Annotated in this window: 19 protein-coding genes; 10 read left to right on the top strand and 9 right to left on the bottom strand. The window is 69.1% G+C overall.

What is annotated here, in order from left to right:
* Positions 1 to 51: 51 nt before the first annotated feature.
* A complete protein-coding gene (locus tag OPU67_RS02630; RefSeq protein ID WP_267617357.1) occupies positions 52 to 477 on the top strand; it encodes a vgr related protein in 426 nt (141 codons plus the stop codon).
* The gene (locus OPU67_RS02625; RefSeq protein ID WP_267617355.1) at positions 474 to 1,043 is read left to right on the top strand and encodes a hypothetical protein; all 570 of its coding nucleotides are present in this window, start codon (positions 474 to 476) and stop codon (positions 1,041 to 1,043) included. The genes OPU67_RS02630 and OPU67_RS02625 overlap by 4 nt, the downstream gene beginning before the upstream one ends.
* Before the next feature lie 84 nt (positions 1,044 to 1,127).
* On the opposite strand, the gene OPU67_RS02620 is transcribed toward OPU67_RS02625, so the two are convergent.
* From OPU67_RS02620 to hrcA, 3 genes are all read right to left on the bottom strand, one after another.
* Positions 1,128 to 1,394: a YMGG-like glycine zipper-containing protein gene (locus OPU67_RS02620; RefSeq protein ID WP_267617354.1), complete on the bottom strand. Its 267-nt coding sequence runs from the start codon at positions 1,392 to 1,394 to the stop codon at positions 1,128 to 1,130.
* A gap of 104 nt (positions 1,395 to 1,498) precedes the next feature.
* Positions 1,499 to 2,074, bottom strand: coding sequence for a nucleotide exchange factor GrpE (locus OPU67_RS02615; protein WP_267617352.1), 576 nt, complete (start codon positions 2,072 to 2,074; stop codon positions 1,499 to 1,501).
* 17 nt (positions 2,075 to 2,091) lie between these two features.
* On the bottom strand, positions 2,092 to 3,135 hold the full coding sequence (hrcA, locus tag OPU67_RS02610; protein WP_267617350.1) for a heat-inducible transcriptional repressor HrcA: 1,044 nt from the start codon (positions 3,133 to 3,135) through the stop codon (positions 2,092 to 2,094).
* Positions 3,136 to 3,282: 147 nt separating this feature from the next.
* Here hrcA and rph point away from each other — a divergent pair, with 147 nt between their 5' ends.
* Together rph and rdgB are read left to right on the top strand one after the other, a co-directional pair.
* Entirely contained in the window at positions 3,283 to 3,996 is a 714-nt protein-coding gene (gene rph / locus OPU67_RS02605) for a ribonuclease PH (RefSeq protein WP_267617348.1), read from the top strand.
* A complete protein-coding gene (rdgB, locus tag OPU67_RS02600) occupies positions 3,993 to 4,622 on the top strand; it encodes an RdgB/HAM1 family non-canonical purine NTP pyrophosphatase (protein WP_267617346.1) in 630 nt (209 codons plus the stop codon). The genes rph and rdgB overlap by 4 nt, the downstream gene beginning before the upstream one ends.
* A 3-nt stretch (positions 4,623 to 4,625) precedes the next feature.
* Here rdgB and OPU67_RS02595 read toward each other — a convergent pair whose 3' ends face one another.
* Complete coding sequence (locus OPU67_RS02595) at positions 4,626 to 5,186, bottom strand: CAP domain-containing protein (RefSeq protein WP_267617343.1); 561 nt, start codon at positions 5,184 to 5,186, stop codon at positions 4,626 to 4,628.
* Between the two features lie 49 nt (positions 5,187 to 5,235).
* On the opposite strand from OPU67_RS02595, the gene hemW reads away from it, so the two are divergent.
* Entirely contained in the window at positions 5,236 to 6,387 is a 1,152-nt protein-coding gene (hemW, locus tag OPU67_RS02590) for a radical SAM family heme chaperone HemW (RefSeq protein ID WP_267617340.1), read from the top strand.
* Complete coding sequence (locus OPU67_RS02585) at positions 6,384 to 7,274, top strand: tyrosine recombinase XerC (protein ID WP_267617339.1); 891 nt, start codon at positions 6,384 to 6,386, stop codon at positions 7,272 to 7,274. Before hemW ends, OPU67_RS02585 begins: the two co-directional genes overlap by 4 nt.
* A 4-nt stretch (positions 7,275 to 7,278) precedes the next feature.
* On the opposite strand, the gene OPU67_RS02580 is transcribed toward OPU67_RS02585, so the two are convergent.
* The 5 genes from OPU67_RS02580 to rsmI all read right to left on the bottom strand — a co-directional run bounded on the left by OPU67_RS02580 (position 7,279) and on the right by rsmI (position 10,671).
* Complete coding sequence (locus tag OPU67_RS02580; RefSeq protein ID WP_267617337.1) at positions 7,279 to 7,896, bottom strand: DedA family protein; 618 nt, start codon at positions 7,894 to 7,896, stop codon at positions 7,279 to 7,281.
* 65 nt (positions 7,897 to 7,961) lie between these two features.
* A complete protein-coding gene (locus tag OPU67_RS02575; protein ID WP_267617335.1) occupies positions 7,962 to 8,351 on the bottom strand; it encodes a limonene-1,2-epoxide hydrolase family protein in 390 nt (129 codons plus the stop codon).
* 36 nt (positions 8,352 to 8,387) lie between these two features.
* On the bottom strand, positions 8,388 to 9,353 hold the full coding sequence (gshB, locus tag OPU67_RS02570) for a glutathione synthase (protein ID WP_267617333.1): 966 nt from the start codon (positions 9,351 to 9,353) through the stop codon (positions 8,388 to 8,390).
* 95 nt (positions 9,354 to 9,448) lie between these two features.
* Positions 9,449 to 9,823: a YraN family protein gene (locus OPU67_RS02565; protein WP_267617331.1), complete on the bottom strand. Its 375-nt coding sequence runs from the start codon at positions 9,821 to 9,823 to the stop codon at positions 9,449 to 9,451.
* On the bottom strand, positions 9,820 to 10,671 hold the full coding sequence (rsmI, locus tag OPU67_RS02560) for a 16S rRNA (cytidine(1402)-2'-O)-methyltransferase (protein WP_267617329.1): 852 nt from the start codon (positions 10,669 to 10,671) through the stop codon (positions 9,820 to 9,822). The genes OPU67_RS02565 and rsmI overlap by 4 nt, the downstream gene beginning before the upstream one ends.
* 38 nt (positions 10,672 to 10,709) lie before the next feature.
* On the opposite strand from rsmI, the gene OPU67_RS02555 reads away from it, so the two are divergent.
* The 4 genes from OPU67_RS02555 (at position 10,710) to OPU67_RS02540 (ending at position 16,329) form a co-directional block, all read left to right on the top strand.
* Positions 10,710 to 11,915 (top strand): penicillin-binding protein activator, encoded by a 1,206-nt coding sequence (locus OPU67_RS02555; protein ID WP_267617327.1) that lies wholly within the window; start codon positions 10,710 to 10,712, stop codon positions 11,913 to 11,915.
* A 56-nt stretch (positions 11,916 to 11,971) separates the two neighbouring features.
* Entirely contained in the window at positions 11,972 to 13,972 is a 2,001-nt protein-coding gene (gene parE, locus OPU67_RS02550) for a DNA topoisomerase IV subunit B (RefSeq protein WP_267617325.1), read from the top strand.
* A 101-nt stretch (positions 13,973 to 14,073) separates the two neighbouring features.
* Positions 14,074 to 15,375 (top strand): serine hydrolase, encoded by a 1,302-nt coding sequence (locus tag OPU67_RS02545; RefSeq protein WP_267617324.1) that lies wholly within the window; start codon positions 14,074 to 14,076, stop codon positions 15,373 to 15,375.
* A gap of 81 nt (positions 15,376 to 15,456) precedes the next feature.
* Complete coding sequence (locus OPU67_RS02540) at positions 15,457 to 16,329, top strand: AAA family ATPase (RefSeq protein ID WP_267617323.1); 873 nt, start codon at positions 15,457 to 15,459, stop codon at positions 16,327 to 16,329.
* Positions 16,330 to 16,337: the final 8 nt, after the last annotated feature.

Here is a 16,337-nt window from a genome sequence, read left to right as displayed (position 1 = left end):
GTCGGGGGCGCGCGGCCGCTGACGGGCGGCGAGGTTGCTCTCGCCCGGACGGTGTTCGGCACCGCCATCGACTATGCGCGCGTCACGGTGAGGCGCCGCAAGTTCTTCCCGCTGCAACCGCGCGGGGTGACGATGGCACCCATGGGCCACCTTCATTTCCACCCGCAAGCGCCGCATTATTGCGACGACTTCGCCGCCGCCCCGCTCGATTCTCAAGGGCACTTCATCCACGAGATGACCCATGTGTGGCAGGCACAGCAACTGGGGCGCTGGCATCTCGTTCTGCGGCGCCACCCTTTCTGTCGCTACGATTACGCGCTCAAGCCGGGCTGGCCGCTGGCGCGCTACGGGCTCGAACAGCAGGCCGAGATCGTGCGCCATGCCTTCCTGTTGCGGAACGGGGCGAAGCTGGCCGGGATCGCCGATCCGGGCGCCTACGAAGGCCTCGTCGCCTTCCCCGGAGCCGTCGCCGCATGAGCGAGTTCGAGTTCGTCTTCGTCCTCTACAGCCTGGTGCTCGGCCTGTCGCTGGTCGAACTGCTCACCGGGCTCGGGCGAACGCTCGAATTCAAGCTGTCGCGCAGCGGCGACGACCGGGCTTTCTCGGTCGGGTGGCTGACCCCGCTGCTCGCGCTGTTCGTGATCCTCGACCTTCTGTCCTTCTGGCTGTTCGCGTGGTCGGTGCAGGATCACGTCGCGGCCAACCGCACGACGGTGCTCGGCGTCGTGGTCTTCTCGAGCGCCTATTTCCTCGCAAGCCGTCTCGTGTTTCCCAGCGACCCGGAGACCTTCACCGAACTCGACACGCATTTCTTCCGGGTGCGGCGGGTGGTGTTCATGATGCTGCTGGTGATGGTGGCGGTGCAGTGGGCGTTCCTGCTCTCGGTCCCGGAACTTTCGCGCCTGATCACACCGACAAATCTGGTGCTGACCGGGGTGTTGGCGGCGTTGATGCTGGCGGGGGCAGCGGTTCGCGGGCGGCGTGCGAGCCTGGTCGTTCTGGTGCTGCTCATCGGACGCTATCTGGCGGTCTATGTGCAATGACGGGCAGGCGGCCGATCGCCACCTGCCCGTCATCGCTGCAAGGATAGCGGGACGGCTTGCACCACCCCGCCCTGTCCGCTCCCGTCAGCGGCAGCTCACGCGGCGCTCGCGCCCGCGGTTGTCGACACGGTAGCAGCGCCCGTCATTCTTGCGGATGAGCGTGCCGCCGGCCGCACCCGCTGCAGCGCCGATCGCGGCGCCGGTGCCGATGTCGCCGCCGGTGACCGCGCCGACCGCCGCGCCGGCAGCCGCACCGGCAAGCGCGCCTTCACCGGCGTAGTTGGACGCGCAGGCGCCGAGCGATAGCGATGCGGTCAGGCCGACGGCGGCGGCCATGAAGCGGTTCGTCATGAGGAATCTCCTTGGGTTGATCATGTGCTGGATCAACCGCAGGCAACCCCGCGATGTTCCGCGGCTCGCCCCGCCTCAGGTGGCGCTCGGCGCGAACGCGACCGTCAGTCGGGCTTTCTCGCCACCGCCACCATCGCGGCGCGCAGCAGGCGGTCCTTGATCATCCAGCCCGATTGCATCTCCGAGACCACCGTGCCCGGTTCGTGATCGGCCGAGGGCACCTCGATCATCGCCTGGTGCTGGTTGGGATCGAGCGGCAGGCCGACCGCCGCGATGCGGGTGATGCCGTGGCCGGCGAAAACCTTCTCGATCTCGCGCTGGGTCGCCTCGAGCCCGGTGACGAGGCCCTTCATGCTGTCATCGGCGCGCAGGCTTTCCGGAATCGCCTCGATCGCACGCGACAGGTTGTCGGCGACCGAGAGGATGTCGCGGGCAAAACCGGTCGCGGCATAGGCGCGCGCCTCGTCCTTCTCGCGCTCGAGCCGGCGGCGCACGTTCTGCGTCTCGGCCTGGGCGTAAAGCACCTCCTGCCGCGCGGCCTCCAGATCGCGCTTCAGCCCGGCGAGCGCCTCGCCGAAGGCCTCGCCCGTGCTGTCATCGGCGCCTTCGCGCAGATGCTCGGGCACGCCCTTCAATTCGTCTTCCACCGCCTGATCCAGCGGCTTGTCGTTCTCGGTCATGTCGTGTGGCTTTCCATTCAAGCGATAAGCTTGCCCAGCGATCGGGCGGTGAGGTCCACCATGGGGACAACACGGGCGTAATTCAACCTCGTCGGCCCGATCACGCCCAGCACGCCGACCACCCGCCCCTCGCGGTCGCGATAGGGCGAGGCGATGACGCTGGAGCCGCTGAGGGCAAACAGGCGGTTCTCGGAGCCGATGAAGATGCGCGTCGCGTCCGCTTCGCGCGCCGAATCGAGGAGTTCGGCGACCGACTGCTTGTTCTCGAGGTCTTCGAGCAGCATCCGCACCCGCTCGATATCGCCCAAGGCCGCCTCGTCGAGGAGGTTCGCCGCGCCGCGCACGATCAGCACGGGGCGCGCGGCGGCATCCTCGCTCCACACCGCAAGGCCGCGCTCGACGAGATCGCGCGAGGCATCGTCGAGCTGCGAGCGGCCGGCGGCGATTTCCGCCCGCATCGCCTGCGCCGCCTCGGCAAGGGTGCGCCCGGCGAGGCGCGCGGTGATGTAGTTGGACGCCGCTTCGAGCGCCGCGTGGCTGAGCGCGCCGCCGATCGTCAGCACCCGGTTCTCGACCGCGCCGTCCTCCCCCACCAGCACCGCGAGCGCGCGGCCCTGCCCGAGGTCGACGAGGGAGAACTGCGCAAGGCGCTGCTCGCGCGGGGCGACCAGCACCATGCCCGCCGCGCCCGAGAGGTCGGAGAGGATCGCCGAAGCCTGCTTCAGCGCCGCCTCGACGGGCCCGGCCTCGGCGAGGCGCGCCTCGATTGCGGCCTGCTCCTCGCGCGTGGGCTCGGCGACGCGCATCATCCCGTCGACGAAAATGCGCAGCCCCGCATCGGTCGGCATCCGCCCCGCGCTGGTGTGCGGCGCGGCGAGCAGGCCGAGCATCTCGAGGTCCGCCAGGACGCTACGGATCGAGGCGGGCGACAAGTTGAGCGTCCCGTCCGCCGCCAGCGTCTTGGAGCCGACCGGTTGCCCGCTGGCGATATATTCCTCGACCACGCGCTGGAAGATGTCGCGCGCGCGGCTCGTGAGTTCGGTGACGGGGAGCGAGGTCATGGCGACAGGCTAGAGAATTTTCGCGCCACCCTCAATTTCCGTTCGGCCTGAGCTTGCCCGAGGCCTGCACTTTCTTCTAGCGCGGCTTGCCAAGAGAAAAGCAGCCCTTCGACAAGCTCAGGGCGATCGGATCAAAGGAACAGACCCATGCGCCCATCCGGACGCGCGCCCGACGAGATGCGCGCCATCACGATTGAGACCGGCTTTACCCGCCACGCGGAAGGCTCGGTGCTGATCGGCTTCGGCGATACCAAGGTGCTGTGCACCGCGAGCGTCGAGAAGGGCGTGCCGCCGTGGCTGCGGGGCAAGGGCGAAGGCTGGGTGACGGGCGAATATTCGATGCTCCCGCGCGCCACCCACACCCGCGGGGCACGCGAGGCGGCCAAGGGCAAGCAGTCGGGCCGCACGCAGGAAATCCAGCGGCTGATCGGGCGGAGCTTGCGCGCCGTCGTAGACTTGCAGAAGCTCGGCGAGCGGCAGATCACCCTCGATTGCGACGTCATCCAGGCCGACGGCGGCACGCGGACCGCGGCGATCTCGGGCGCGTGGATCGCACTGCGGCTTGCGGTCAACGGCCTGATGGCCTCGGGCGACATCAAGCACGACCCGATCACCGCACAGGTCGCAGGCATCTCCTGCGGCATCTACAAGGGCACGCCGGTGCTCGACCTTGACTACGACGAGGATTCGAACGCCGAGGCCGACGGCAATTTCGTGCTCCTGTCGGGCGGCAAGATTGCCGAGGTGCAGGCGACCGCGGAAGGCGCGACCTATGACGAGGAGGGCCTGCTGCGCCTCCTGCGCCTTGCCCGGATCGGCTGCGACCGCATCTTCGCCGCGCAAGCGGACGCGGTGAAATGACCCGCAAGCTCGGCTCCGGCTCGCTGGTGATCGCCACGCACAATGCGGGCAAGCTGAAGGAAATCTCGGCGCTGTTCGAGCCCTATGGCGTCAAGTGCCTATCGGCAGGATCGCTGGGCCTGCCAGAGCCGGCCGAGACCGGCACCACCTTCACGCAGAACGCGCTCCTCAAGGCGCGCGCGGCGGCGGAGGCGTCGGGGCTGGCGGCGCTCGCCGACGACAGCGGCCTCAGCGTCGCCGCGCTCGACGGCCGCCCCGGCGTCTACACCGCCGACTGGGCCGAGCGGCAGTGGTTCGAGGGCGCACCGGGGCGCGACTGGTACATGGCGATGGGCAAGGTCGAGGGGCTGCTTGCCGAGAAGGGCCCCGAGGTTGACCGCACCGCCGCCTTCCACTGCGTCCTCGCCATTGCCTGGCCGGATGGCGAATACGCGATCTACGAGGGGCGTTGCGATGGCTCGCTGACCTGGCCGCCGCGCGGAACATTGGGCTTCGGCTACGATCCGGTGTTCATCCCCAATGGGCGCAGCGAGACCTTCGCCGAGATCGCGCCGGAGGAAAAGCACGCCATCAGCCACCGCGCCGACGCCTTTGCCAAGCTGGTCGCGGAGCAGTTCGGCGCCTGAGCCTCAGCGCCGGGACAGCCGCGGGCGGGCTTCGATGCGCTGGCCCCAGACGTTGCCGGCAGGCCAGTAGCGGCACACCAGCACCTCGTCCGAAGGGGTGCGGGCGAGCGCGCAGCCGACCTCGCGGGTATCGGGCCAGATGATCTGCGAATAGTGCCCCACATCGCTCCAGCGCCCGGTCGCGGAGATATCGGGGAAGGTGCCCGCGCGGAAGAAGCGCCGCTCGTCGAGGAAGAAGCCGATCATCGCCTCTACCGACCACCGCCCGCGCGTGCCGCGCCACAGGTTCTCGCCCTGCCCGCGGCGCTGTCCGGGCGGGGCGTGGTCGAAGCGGCCTTGCGCGGCGAGGCCGTCGGCCCAACCTTGCGCGTCGCGGGCGAGCCTTTCGCTCCATATCAGCGGCACCGCGCCCGCCTCGACGCGGGCCATGTTGTGCGCGGCCAGCGCCTCTCGCTCCACCGGCAAGGCGACGCGCGAGGCTTGCGGCAGCGCGGGCGCCGCTGCCATAGAGAGGCCGAGGCCACCAAGACACGCCAGCAGGGTCACGGGACGGACACGGAACATGACGATGAACTATCCGCCGCCGGTTAAGCGAGGCTGAAACAGCAGCCCCGTGGCGCGCGCGCTCTACATCCACTGGCCCTTCTGTGCCAAGAAGTGCCCCTATTGCGACTTCAACTCGCACGTGCGCGAGGGCGTCGATGTCGCCGCTTGGGAGCGCGCGCTGATCGCCGACCTGCGCGCCGAGGCCGAGGTTGCCGGCGGCGAGGCGCTCACCTCGATCTTCTTCGGCGGCGGCACGCCTTCGCTGATGCCGCCCGCGCTGGTAGCGGCGCTGCTTGCCGAGGCGGAGCGGCTGTGGGGGTTCGATCGGGATATCGAGATCACGCTCGAGGCCAACCCCTCCTCGGTCGAGGCGGCGAAGTTTGCCGGGCTGGCGGCGGCGGGCGTCAACCGCGTGTCCCTGGGCGTGCAGTCGTTGGACGATGCGGAGCTCGCATTCCTCGGGCGGCTGCACGGGGCCGAGGAGGCCCTCGCTGCGCTCGGGACGGCGCAGGCGCATTTCGCGCGGGTCAGCTTCGACATGATCTATGCCCTGCCCGGCCACACGCCCGCTGTGTGGGAGGAGCGCCTGACCCGCGCGCTGGGCTTCGGGACGGGGCACCTCTCGCTCTACCAGCTCACCATCGAGCCCGGCACGCGGTTCGCCAGCGATGTGCGGCGGGGGCGGCTCGTGCCGCTGGGCGACGACGCGGCGGCCGAGCTGTTCGACATCACACAGGCGCTGACCGCGGCTGCGGGGCTGCCGGCCTACGAGACCAGCAACCATGCGCGCGCCGGCGAGGAAAGCCGCCACAACCTCGCCTATTGGCGCTACCGCGACTACGCGGGGATCGGTCCGGGCGCGCACGGGCGGCGCGGGGGCGTCGCCACGGTCCGGCACAAGAAGCCCGAGAACTTCCTCGCCGCCGTGGCACGGCAGGGCGACGGGATCGCCGAGGCGCGCCCGCTCGCGGTGGCGGATCAGGCCGCCGAGGCCCTGCTGATGGGCCTGCGCCTGTCCGAGGGGGTGGACCTTGCCGCGCTCTCCGCGCGCTTCGGCCTGCCGCGCGAAGGGTTGGTGGACGAGGGGGCCCTCGCCCGCTTGCGCGGTCTCGGGTTGATGTGGACGCAAGGGGCGCGGATCGGCGTCGCGCCGCCGGGGCGCGGCGTGCTCGACGCGCTGCTTGCCGAAATGGTCGCCGACACGCTGGTCGCGGCATGAGCGCGCCCGATCTCGTCGCGGCGTGGCGCGCGCATCTGGCCGAGAGCCGTCGCCGCTCGCCGCACACCGTGCGCGCTTATGTCGCGGCGGCGCAGAGGCTCGTGACGGCGCGGGGCTGCGCGGACTGGGCGGCGGTTGCCGGCACCGAGGTCCACGACCTGCGCGCCCATCTCGCCGCACGCCGGGCCGAGGGGCTCGGCCATGCCAGCACCGCGCGCGAGCTATCGGCGCTCAAGGCCTTCATCGCGTTCGCGCGCGCGCAGGCGGGCGACCCGGACCCGCGCGCCCCGCGCCTGCGCGGACCCCGGATCAAGAAGGGCCTGCCCCGCCCCGTCACCCCCGACGAGGCGGTGAACATCGCGGAGCTGGTCGAAGGGATTGCCGGCGCGGACTGGATCGGCGCGCGCGACCGGGCGGTGCTGCTGCTGCTCTACGGCGCGGGGCTGCGGATCGCCGAGGCGCTTGCGCTCACGGCACGCGATGCGGCCCCGGGCGAGGTGCTGCGCGTGACCGGCAAGGGCGGCAAGCAGCGGGTGGTGCCGGTGCTGCCGCTCGTGCGCGAGGCGATCGCCGAATATGTCCGGCTCTGCCCCTGGCCCTTGCCGGCAGCGGGGCCGCTGTTCGTCGGCGCCAAGGGCGGGCCGCTGTCGCCGGGCATGGTGCAGCGCGCGATGGCGAACGCGCGCCGCGCGCTGGGGCTCCCCGAGACGGCGACGCCGCACGCGCTGCGGCATTCCTTCGCCACGCACCTCTTGAGCGCGGGCGCGGATCTGCGCAGCTTGCAGGAGCTGCTCGGCCATGCTTCGCTGGGTTCGACCCAGATCTACACCCGGGTCGATGCCGCCGCCCTGCTCGACAACTACCGCAAGGCCCATCCGAGAGGGTGACGGCCTACTCCCCCGCCTCGTGGTGCTTCACCGGCTTCCACGTCGCGACGCGGTAGACGTAGAACACCACCCCCGCCGCCACCATCGCGATCACCGCCCAGCCCGCGACCGCCTCGAAGCGCTCGACGAGCGGCGCGAGCGCGCGGCCGCCGAACAGCAGGATGCCGTTCCAGATCGCCGAGCCCAGGGAGGTGAACAGGCAGAAGCGCCACAGCTTCATGTGCGCGAGGCCGGCCGGCAGCGAGACGATGGTGCGCAGCAAGGGCGAGAAGCGCATCGCGAAGACGATCCCGTCGCCGTACTTGCGGAAGAAATTGCGCGCCCGGGTGAACTCGTCCCACTCGAAGGTCAGCCACCGGCCCCAGCGGTCGATGACGCGCTTCAGTTGCTCCTCGCTCCAGCGCACGCCAACCCAGTACCAGAAAAGGTTGCCCGCGAGTGTGCCCGCAGTGGCGACCAGCCACACGGTGAGGAAGGTCATCTGCCCGCGCGCGACCAGCACGCCCGCCCCGCCCATGATCACTTCGGAAGGGATCGGCGGAAAGACATTCTCGGCCATCATCAGCAGGAAGATGCCGACATAGCCCCCCCGGTCGAGCAGCTGGAGGAAGAAGGCGGTCATGGGGTCGCTTGCGAACTTTCAATGGTTGGGCATTCCGGCCACCCCGACCCTGACCCGGGGAGCCCTCAGGTCAGGCTGGCCGCCAGCTCGGGCCATTGGCGCAGCAAGGTGCCGAGATCGAAGTATTCGCGCCAGACGGCGATTTGTTCCCCGCGAAACACGAAAACCCCGGTGACCGGAAGCTCCACCCAGCCCGAAGCGATGCGATGCCTGTCGAGCCGCTCGGTGAAGACGGTGTCGCCCTGGGTGGCGGTGCGCAGCACCTCGAGCCTGTTCTCGATGGTGGGCGCGAAGAACGGCTCGAGCACCGCGCGCACGGCGGCAGGGCCGGTGACGCTGCCCATCGGCAGGTTGGTGTATTCGCAATCCTCGGTGAAATGCGCGAGCGCGGTCTCGTAATCCTTGGCGGCGACGGCGTCGATGACGGCGGTGACGATGGCGAGCAGGTCGGACATGGGTGGCAACTCCTTGTAGCGGACGCTACATAGGTATCATCGCCCCGCCATCGTCGCAACCCGCCGCGCGATCGCGTCCCAGATCATCCCAGCGGTGTCGGTGCCGTTGAAACGGTCGATCGCGACGATGCCGGTGGGAGAGGTGACGTTGATCTCGGTCAGCCAACGGCCGCCGATCACGTCGATGCCGACGAAGGTGAGGCCGAGGCGCCTCAGGTCCGGGCCGAGCGCGGCGCAGATCTCCGCCTCGCGCTCTGTGAGCTGCGTGGGCTGCGCGGAGCCGCCCATCGCGAGGTTCGATCGGAACTCGCCCTCGCCCGGAATGCGGTTGATCGCGCCGGCCACCTCGCCATCGACCAGCACGATCCGCTTGTCGCCTTCTCGCACCTCGGGGAGGAAGGGCTGGACCATGTGCGGCTCGGGCCAGGTCTGGTTGAAGACCTCGAACAGGGCGGTGAGGTTTTCGCCGGATTCGCCGATGCGGAAGATCGCCTTGCCGCCGTTGCCGTGGATGGGCTTGACCACCACCGCGCCGTGCTTCGCCATGAACCGGCGGACTTCCTCGACGCTGCGCGTGACCAGCGTGGGCGGCATGAAGCGGCGGTAGTTGAGCACCATCACCTTTTCGGGGCTGTTGCGCACGTTCGCCGGATCGTTGACCACCAGTGTCTCCGCCCCGATCCGCTCGAGCAGGTGCGTGGCGGTGATGTAGCCCATGTGGAAGGGCGGGTCCTGCCGCATGAGGACGACATCGACATCCTTGCCGAGGTCGAGCCGGACCTCATCGCCGCGGGTGAAGTGATTGCCCTCGACGCGCTGCACGGTGACCGGGAAGGCGTGGGCGAAGAGGCGATCGTGCTCGTCGAGCGTCAGGCTCTCGACGTGGTATTCATAGAGGCTGTAGCCGCGCTGCTGGGCCGCGAGCATCAGCGCGAAGGAACTGTCCCCGGCGATGTTGATCCGGTCGATGGGGTCCATCTGGACGGCAATTCTGAGGGACATCTGGGCCTCGTGCTCGCGTATCTCGGCTCCGCTCGATACGAACGGGAATGAGGCGCCTCCTTAGCCGTTCGTGTCGAGCGAAGTCGAGACACCGTTCATCCGAACGGCAACCAGGCATTCTCGATATGCACGGGCCTGCGTCCCGGCGAAAGCAGGATGACGTCGATGCGAATGTCCTCGCCCTCGCTCGCATACTCCTGCCACACCACTTCCACCGCCGCCGCGACGCGGGCCAGGCGGCGTTCGTCGATAGCATCGCCAAGGTCCGCGGCCCGCGCGCGCCACTTGACCTCGACGAACGCGACGAGGCCGGTCTTCTTCGCAATGAGGTCGATCTCGCCCGCCTTTGTTTTGACCCGCTCCGCCACGATCCGCCACCCGGCCTGCGCGAGGAACATCGCCGCCTCCGCCTCACCCTCGCGCCCGCGGGCGTCGGCCTCGTGGCGATCTTCAGGCGTGCGCGCGCTCATTCGTCCTTCAGTTCCAGCGCGCGGGCATAGAGCGCCGCGCGGTCGATGCCGGTCTGCTTCGCCACAACGCCCGCCGCCTTGCCCGGCCCCGCCGCTGCGAGCGCCGCGCGCAGCAGCGCGTCGGTGTCGGGCGCCGGGACCTCGTCCTCGCCCGGCGGGCCGACCAGCAGGACGATCTCGCCCTTGGGAGGATGCGTAGCGTAATGCGCCGCCAGCGCGGCGGCGGTGCCGGTGCGGCATTCCTCGTGCAGCTTCGTGAGCTCGCGCGCGACGGCGACCTCGCGCTGCGGCCACAGCTCGGCGATGGCGAGCAGCGAGCGTTCGAGCCGCGGCGCAGTCTCGTAGAACACCAGGGTCGCTGCCATGTCCGCCAGGCCCTCGAGCGTTTCGCGCCTGGCCTTGTCCTTGACCGGCAGGAATCCGGCGAAGAGGAAGCGATCGGAAGGCAGCCCCGCCATCGCCAGCGCCGCAACTGCCGCGCAGGGCCCGGGGATGCTCGTCACCGTCACGCCCGCCGCACGGGCCTCGCGCACCAGACGGTAGCCGGGGTCGGAGATCAGCGGCGTGCCTGCATCCGACACCAATGCGACCGCCGTATGCCTCGCCTCGTCGATGATCCGGGCACGGGTCTCGGGCGAGGCGTGGTCGTCGAGCCGCTGGAGCCGCGCCCTGATCCCCAAGTGTTTCAGGAGCTTGCCCGTCACCCGCGTATCCTCGCAGGCGATCAGCCCGGCGCCGGCGAGCACCGCGATGGCGCGCAGCGTGATATCGCCCAAGTTGCCAATCGGCGTCGCGACGATATAGATTCCCGGATCAAGGGTTCCTGCGGGAAGGGACGGAAGCGCCATGACGCGGGTCATGGCGCACGACAGAGGGGTCGGCAAGAATGAAGCTTTGGAACGGGGGCCTTCTGGCCCGGTGGCTCGGCGAGGCCAAGCAGGCGCTGACCGCGCGCAACCTCGCGCTGGGCGGTGCGGCGCTGCTCGCGGCCGGGTGTCAGGTGATCCCCAAGGCGCAGGGCCCCGTAACCACCGCCCCGCCCCCTGCTCCCGAGCCTTCCGCCACCGCGCTCCCCACCGACACCGGCCGCCACCGCATCGCGCTCTTGGTCCCGCTGTCGGGCGATGCCGCAGCGGTCGGCCAGGCGATCGCCAACGCGACCACCATGGCGCTGCTCGATACCAAGTCGGATGCCTTGCGCATCACCACCTACGATACCGCTGGCGGCGTTGCCGGCGCCGCGCGGCAGGCGATTGTAGATGGCAACCGCCTGATCTTGGGACCGCTCAACGCCGATGCCGTGCCGACCGTGCAGGCCGCCGCGCGCCCGGCGGGCGTGCCGGTGATCGCCTTCGCCAACGATCCCGCCATTGCCAGTCCCGATGTCTTCGTGATCGGGCATATGCCCGAACAGTCGATCCGCCGCACCGTGCAATATGCCCGCTCCAAGGGTGCCGTGCGCTTTGCGGTGCTCGCGCCCGAGGGCGACTACGGCACGCGCGCGGTCTCGGCACTGGAGAACGCGCTGCGCGACTTCGGCGGCGCACTGTCCGCGCGGCAGAGCTATGCGCGCGGCAATACCTCGATCGTCAGCGCCGCCGGACGGCTGCGGGCAGCGGGCGGCTACGACACCGTGCTGATCGCCGACAGCGTGCGATTGGGCGTGGACGCGGCGGGCGAGCTCAACCGAACAGGCCGCACCCGCACCCGCATCATCGGCACCGAGCTGTGGAGCGGCGAGGCGGCGCTGACCCGCACCCCGGCGCTCGAAGGGGCGCTGTTCGCGGCGGTTTCCGACCAGCGCTTCGGCCGCTTCGCCGAAAGCTACGCCGCGCGCTTCGGGGGCCAGCCCTATAGGGTGGCGACCCTGGGCTATGACGCGGTGCTGCTGACCTTGCGGGTGGCGCGCGACTGGAAGGTGGGCACGCCCTTCCCCAGGAACGCGCTCTACGATCGCGGCGGCTTCCTCGGCGTCGACGGCGCCTTCCGCTTTGGGCGCAATGGCGTGGTCGAGCGCGCGCTCGAGGTGCGCGAGGTGAAGGGCGGCGAGGTCAGTGCGGTCGATCCGGCCCCGGCCGGCTTCGGCAAGTGAGTATAATGCCGGGGGGTGGCTTGTGAGGGGGCCGCGCGCGCCTGTATAGCGCGCGCATGGCCGACACCTCTCCCGACGACCTCTTCGCCAACACCCCGACCTCGAGCGGCGACTACAACGCCAGCGCCATCGAGGTGCTCGAGGGGCTGGAGCCGGTGCGGCGGCGGCCGGGGATGTATATCGGCGGCACGGATGATCGCGCCTTCCACCACCTCGCCGCCGAAGTGCTCGACAACGCGATGGACGAGGCGGTCGCGGGCCATGCGACCCGCATCGAGATGCGCCTCGATGAAGGCAACCGTCTCTCTATCGCCGACAACGGGCGCGGCATTCCGGTCGACGAGCATCCCAAGTTCCCGGGCAAGTCGACGCTGGAGGTGATCCTCTCGACGCTGCATTCGGGCGGCAAGTTTTCCGGCAAGGCCTATGCGACCAGCGGCGGTCTGCACGGCGTGGGGGTGAGTGTCGTCAACGCGCTGTCCTCCTTCACCCGTGTCGAGGTGGCGCGCGACAAGCAGCTCTACGCGCAGGAGTTTTCGCGCGGGACAACGCAGGGGCCGATCCAGAACTTGGGGGCCACGCCCAACCGCCGCGGCACCACCGTCACCTTCGTCCCCGACACCGAGATCTTCGGCGAGCGCAGCTTCAACCCCAAGCGGTTGTTCAAGCTGGCGCGCTCCAAGGCCTACCTTTTCGCGGGCGTCGAAATCCGCTGGAAGTGCGCCCCCTCGCTCGCCTCGGAGGACGTGCCTGCCGAGGCGGTGTTCAAGTTCCCCGGCGGGCTTGCCGATCACCTCGCCGAGCAGATCGGCGGCCGCGAATGCGTGACCGCCCAGCCCTTCGCCGGATCGCAGGACTTCCCTGCCATCGACGGCGTCCAGCAGGGCCGCGTCGAATGGGCGATCGCCTGGCCGCTCTATTCCGATGGGGCGACGAGCTGGTATTGCAACACCGTGCCCACCCCCGATGGCGGCACGCACGAGCAGGGGTTGCGCACCGCCCTCACCCGCGCGCTTCGCGCCTTCGGCGAACTGGTCGGCCAGAAGAAGGCCAAGGACATCACCGCCGACGACGTGATGACCGGCGCCGAGGTGATGCTCTCCGTCTTCATCCGCGATCCCCAGTTCCAGTCCCAGACCAAGGACCGCCTGACCTCGCCCGAGGCGGCAAGGCTGGTCGAAAACGCGGTGCGCGACCATTTCGACCACTTCCTCACCGACAACATGGAGCGCGGCAAGGCGCTGCTCGGCGACGTGATGGAGCGCATGGACGAGCGCCTGAAGCGCAAGGCCGAGCGGGAAATCAAGCGCAAGACTGCCACCAATGCCAAAAAGCTGCGCCTGCCGGGCAAGCTCACCGACTGCAGCGGCGAAGGCGGGCGCGAGACCGAGCTGTTCATCGTCGAGGGCGACAGCGCGGGCGGCAGCGCCAAGCAGGCGCGTGATCGCAAGTCGCAGGCGATCCTCCCCATCCGGGGCAAGATCCTGAATGTCGCTAGCGCCACCGCCGACAAGATCCGGGCGAACAGCGAAATTGCCGACCTGATCCTCGCGATGGGCTGCGGCACCCGCAAGGACTGCGATCCGACCGCGCTGCGCTACGATCGCATCATCATCATGACCGACGCCGACGTCGACGGCGCGCATATCGCGACGCTGTTGATGACCTTCTTCTTCCAGGAAATGCCCGAAATCGTGCGCGCCGGACACCTGTTCCTCGCCCAGCCCCCGCTCTATCGCCTCACCGCCGGCAAGGAGAGCCGCTACGCCCGCGACGACGCGCACCGGGCGGAGCTGGAGGCCACGGTGTTCAAGGGCAGGAAGGTCGAGGTCGCCCGCTTCAAGGGCCTCGGCGAGATGAACCCGCAGCAATTGCGCGAGACGACGATGGCGCCCGAGACGCGCAGCCTCATCCGCATCACCCTGCCGCAGGAATACGAGCAGCGCGCCAGCGTCGCCCGGCTCGTTGACGAGCTGATGGGCCGCAACCCGGAACACCGCTTCAACTTCATCCAGAACCGCGCGGGCGAGATCGACCGGGACCTGATCGACGCCTGATTTCGCTCGCGCTTTTCGCCGCAGAATGGTGGCACGCGCAGGCGTTCCGTGGCATCGGTTCGCCGGGTCGCCGCGAGGTGGCGGGCCGGGGAGGATTGCCGATGACATCGACGTTTGCCGCGCTCACCTTGGCGCTCGCCGCCCTGCCCGTGGGCGCTTCGGCGCAGACTCAGGCGCCCCCGCCGACCTCTGCGCCCGCCCGGACCGCGCTGCAAACCCGCGCCGAGCAGGTCATCGCCCTCATCAACGGCAAGGTCGAACCTGCCGACATCTTCACCGCCCGCTTCCGTGCGGCCGTCTCCGATGCCCAGCTGAAGTCGCTCAACACCAATCTCACCGCGCAGTTCGGCGCCGCCGTATCGGCCACGCTCGACCCGCCCGAGGGCACTCGGGCGAAGATCGAGATCCGTTTCGAGCGCGGGCTCGCAAAAGGCGTGATCGGCATCCAGCCTGACGAGGACAACCGCGTCGGCGAACTCGTCATCACCTCGGCCGAGCCGCTCGCCGTGGCTGGCGACACCCCGCAGGCGATCGCCGCGGAACTGGCCGCCCTGCCCGGCACCGTCAACGCGTGGTTCGCCCCGCTGAACGGCGGCGCGCCGCTCATTGCCATCAACGCCGACAAGCCCCTGGCGCTGGGTTCGGCGTTCAAGCTCTACGTGCTCGCCGCGCTGGCCGAGGACGTGAAGGCGGGCCGACGCAAGTGGACCGACGTCGTCCCGCTGTCCGAGAAAAGCTACCCCAGCGGCCAGTTGCAGGACTGGCCCGAAGGCGCGCCGGTGACGCTCCACACCCTCGCCAGCCTGATGATCTCGATCAGCGACAACACCGCGACCGATCAGCTGATCGCCACGCTCGGCAAGGAGCGCATTCTCCAAGCGATGCGGGACAGCGGGCACAGCAAGCCCGGCGCGAACGATCCGTTCCTGACCACGCGCGAGCTGTTCCTGCTCAAGGCCAGCCCCGATGCGCTGATCGATATCTGGCGCAAGGGCGGCACGGTCACACGCACCGCGACCGCGGCGATGATCGCGCGGACCACCGCCCCGCTCGACAAGATCAATGGCGCCTTCGCCAATGGTCCGCGGGCGATCGACATCGAATGGTTCGCCTCGCCCGCCGACATCGCCAAGCTGTTCGCCCATATGCGCCGCACCGCCGACCCGCGCGCCTTCGAGATTCTCGCCATCAACTCGCAGGCGTCCGCCGCCATGAAGGAGACGTGGCGCTATGTCGGCTTCAAGGGCGGGAGCGAGCCGGGCGTGATGAATCTCACCTGGATCGCCACCGATCAGGCCGGGCGCGACTGGGTGCTGACGCTCGGTTGGAACAACGCGGCAGCGGTGGTGGACGAGGGCAAGCTCCTCGCGCTCGCCCGGCGCATTCTCGTCCTGCCTCGCTAAACCGAGAGGCCCCGCCCCCTTGCGCCGCGCCCCTCGCGCCCTTATCGCTGGCGTCCGAAATTCAGTCTCACAGGAAAACCCATGACCGATCAGACCTCCGGCCAGCAGCAGCGTTTTGAAGGCACCAAGTCCTACATCGCGACCGAGGATTTGAAGGTTGCGGTCAACGCTGCCGTCACCCTGCGCCGCCCGCTGCTCGTGAAGGGCGAGCCCGGCACCGGCAAGACCGTGCTGGCGCATGAGATTTCCAAGGCGCTGGGCGCGCCGCTGATCGAGTGGAACATCAAGTCTACCACCAAGGCGCAGCAGGGCCTCTACGAGTATGACGCCGTGGCCCGCCTGCGTGACGGCCAGCTGGGCGAAGAGCGCGTCCACGACATCCGCAACTACATCAAGAAGGGCAAGCTGTGGGAGGCCTTCACCTCCGAGAAGCTCCCCGTGCTGCTGATCGACGAGATCGACAAGGCAGATATCGAGTTCCCGAACGACCTGCTGCAGGAACTCGATCGGATGAGCTTCGACGTCTACGAGACGCAGGAGCGCATCGAGGCGAAGGAACGCCCGATCGTCGTCATCACCTCGAACAACGAAAAGGAGCTGCCCGACGCCTTCCTGCGCCGCTGCTTCTTCCACTACATCAAGTTCCCCGACCGAGAGACGATGCAGGACATCATCGATGTCCACTTCCCCGGCATCCAGAAGGTGCTGGTGAAGAAGGCGATGGATATCTTCTACGACCTGCGCGACGTGCCGGGCCTCAAGAAGAAGCCCTCGACCAGCGAGCTGCTCGACTGGCTCAAGCTGCTGCTCAACGAGGATATGCCGCTCGAGGTCTTGCAGGACAAGAACCCCGCAAGCGCGATCCCGCCGCTGCACGGTGCGCTGCTCAAGAACGAGCAGGACATCATGCTCTTCGAACGGCTCGCCTTCATGGCCCGGCGCAACCCCAGTTAAGCTGGCCG

This window comes from Erythrobacter sp. WG (assembly GCF_026586795.1).
Taxonomy (GTDB): domain Bacteria; phylum Pseudomonadota; class Alphaproteobacteria; order Sphingomonadales; family Sphingomonadaceae; genus Erythrobacter.
Note: the sequence above shows the minus strand (reverse complement) of the source record. Positions and strands in the feature narration are given on the sequence as shown.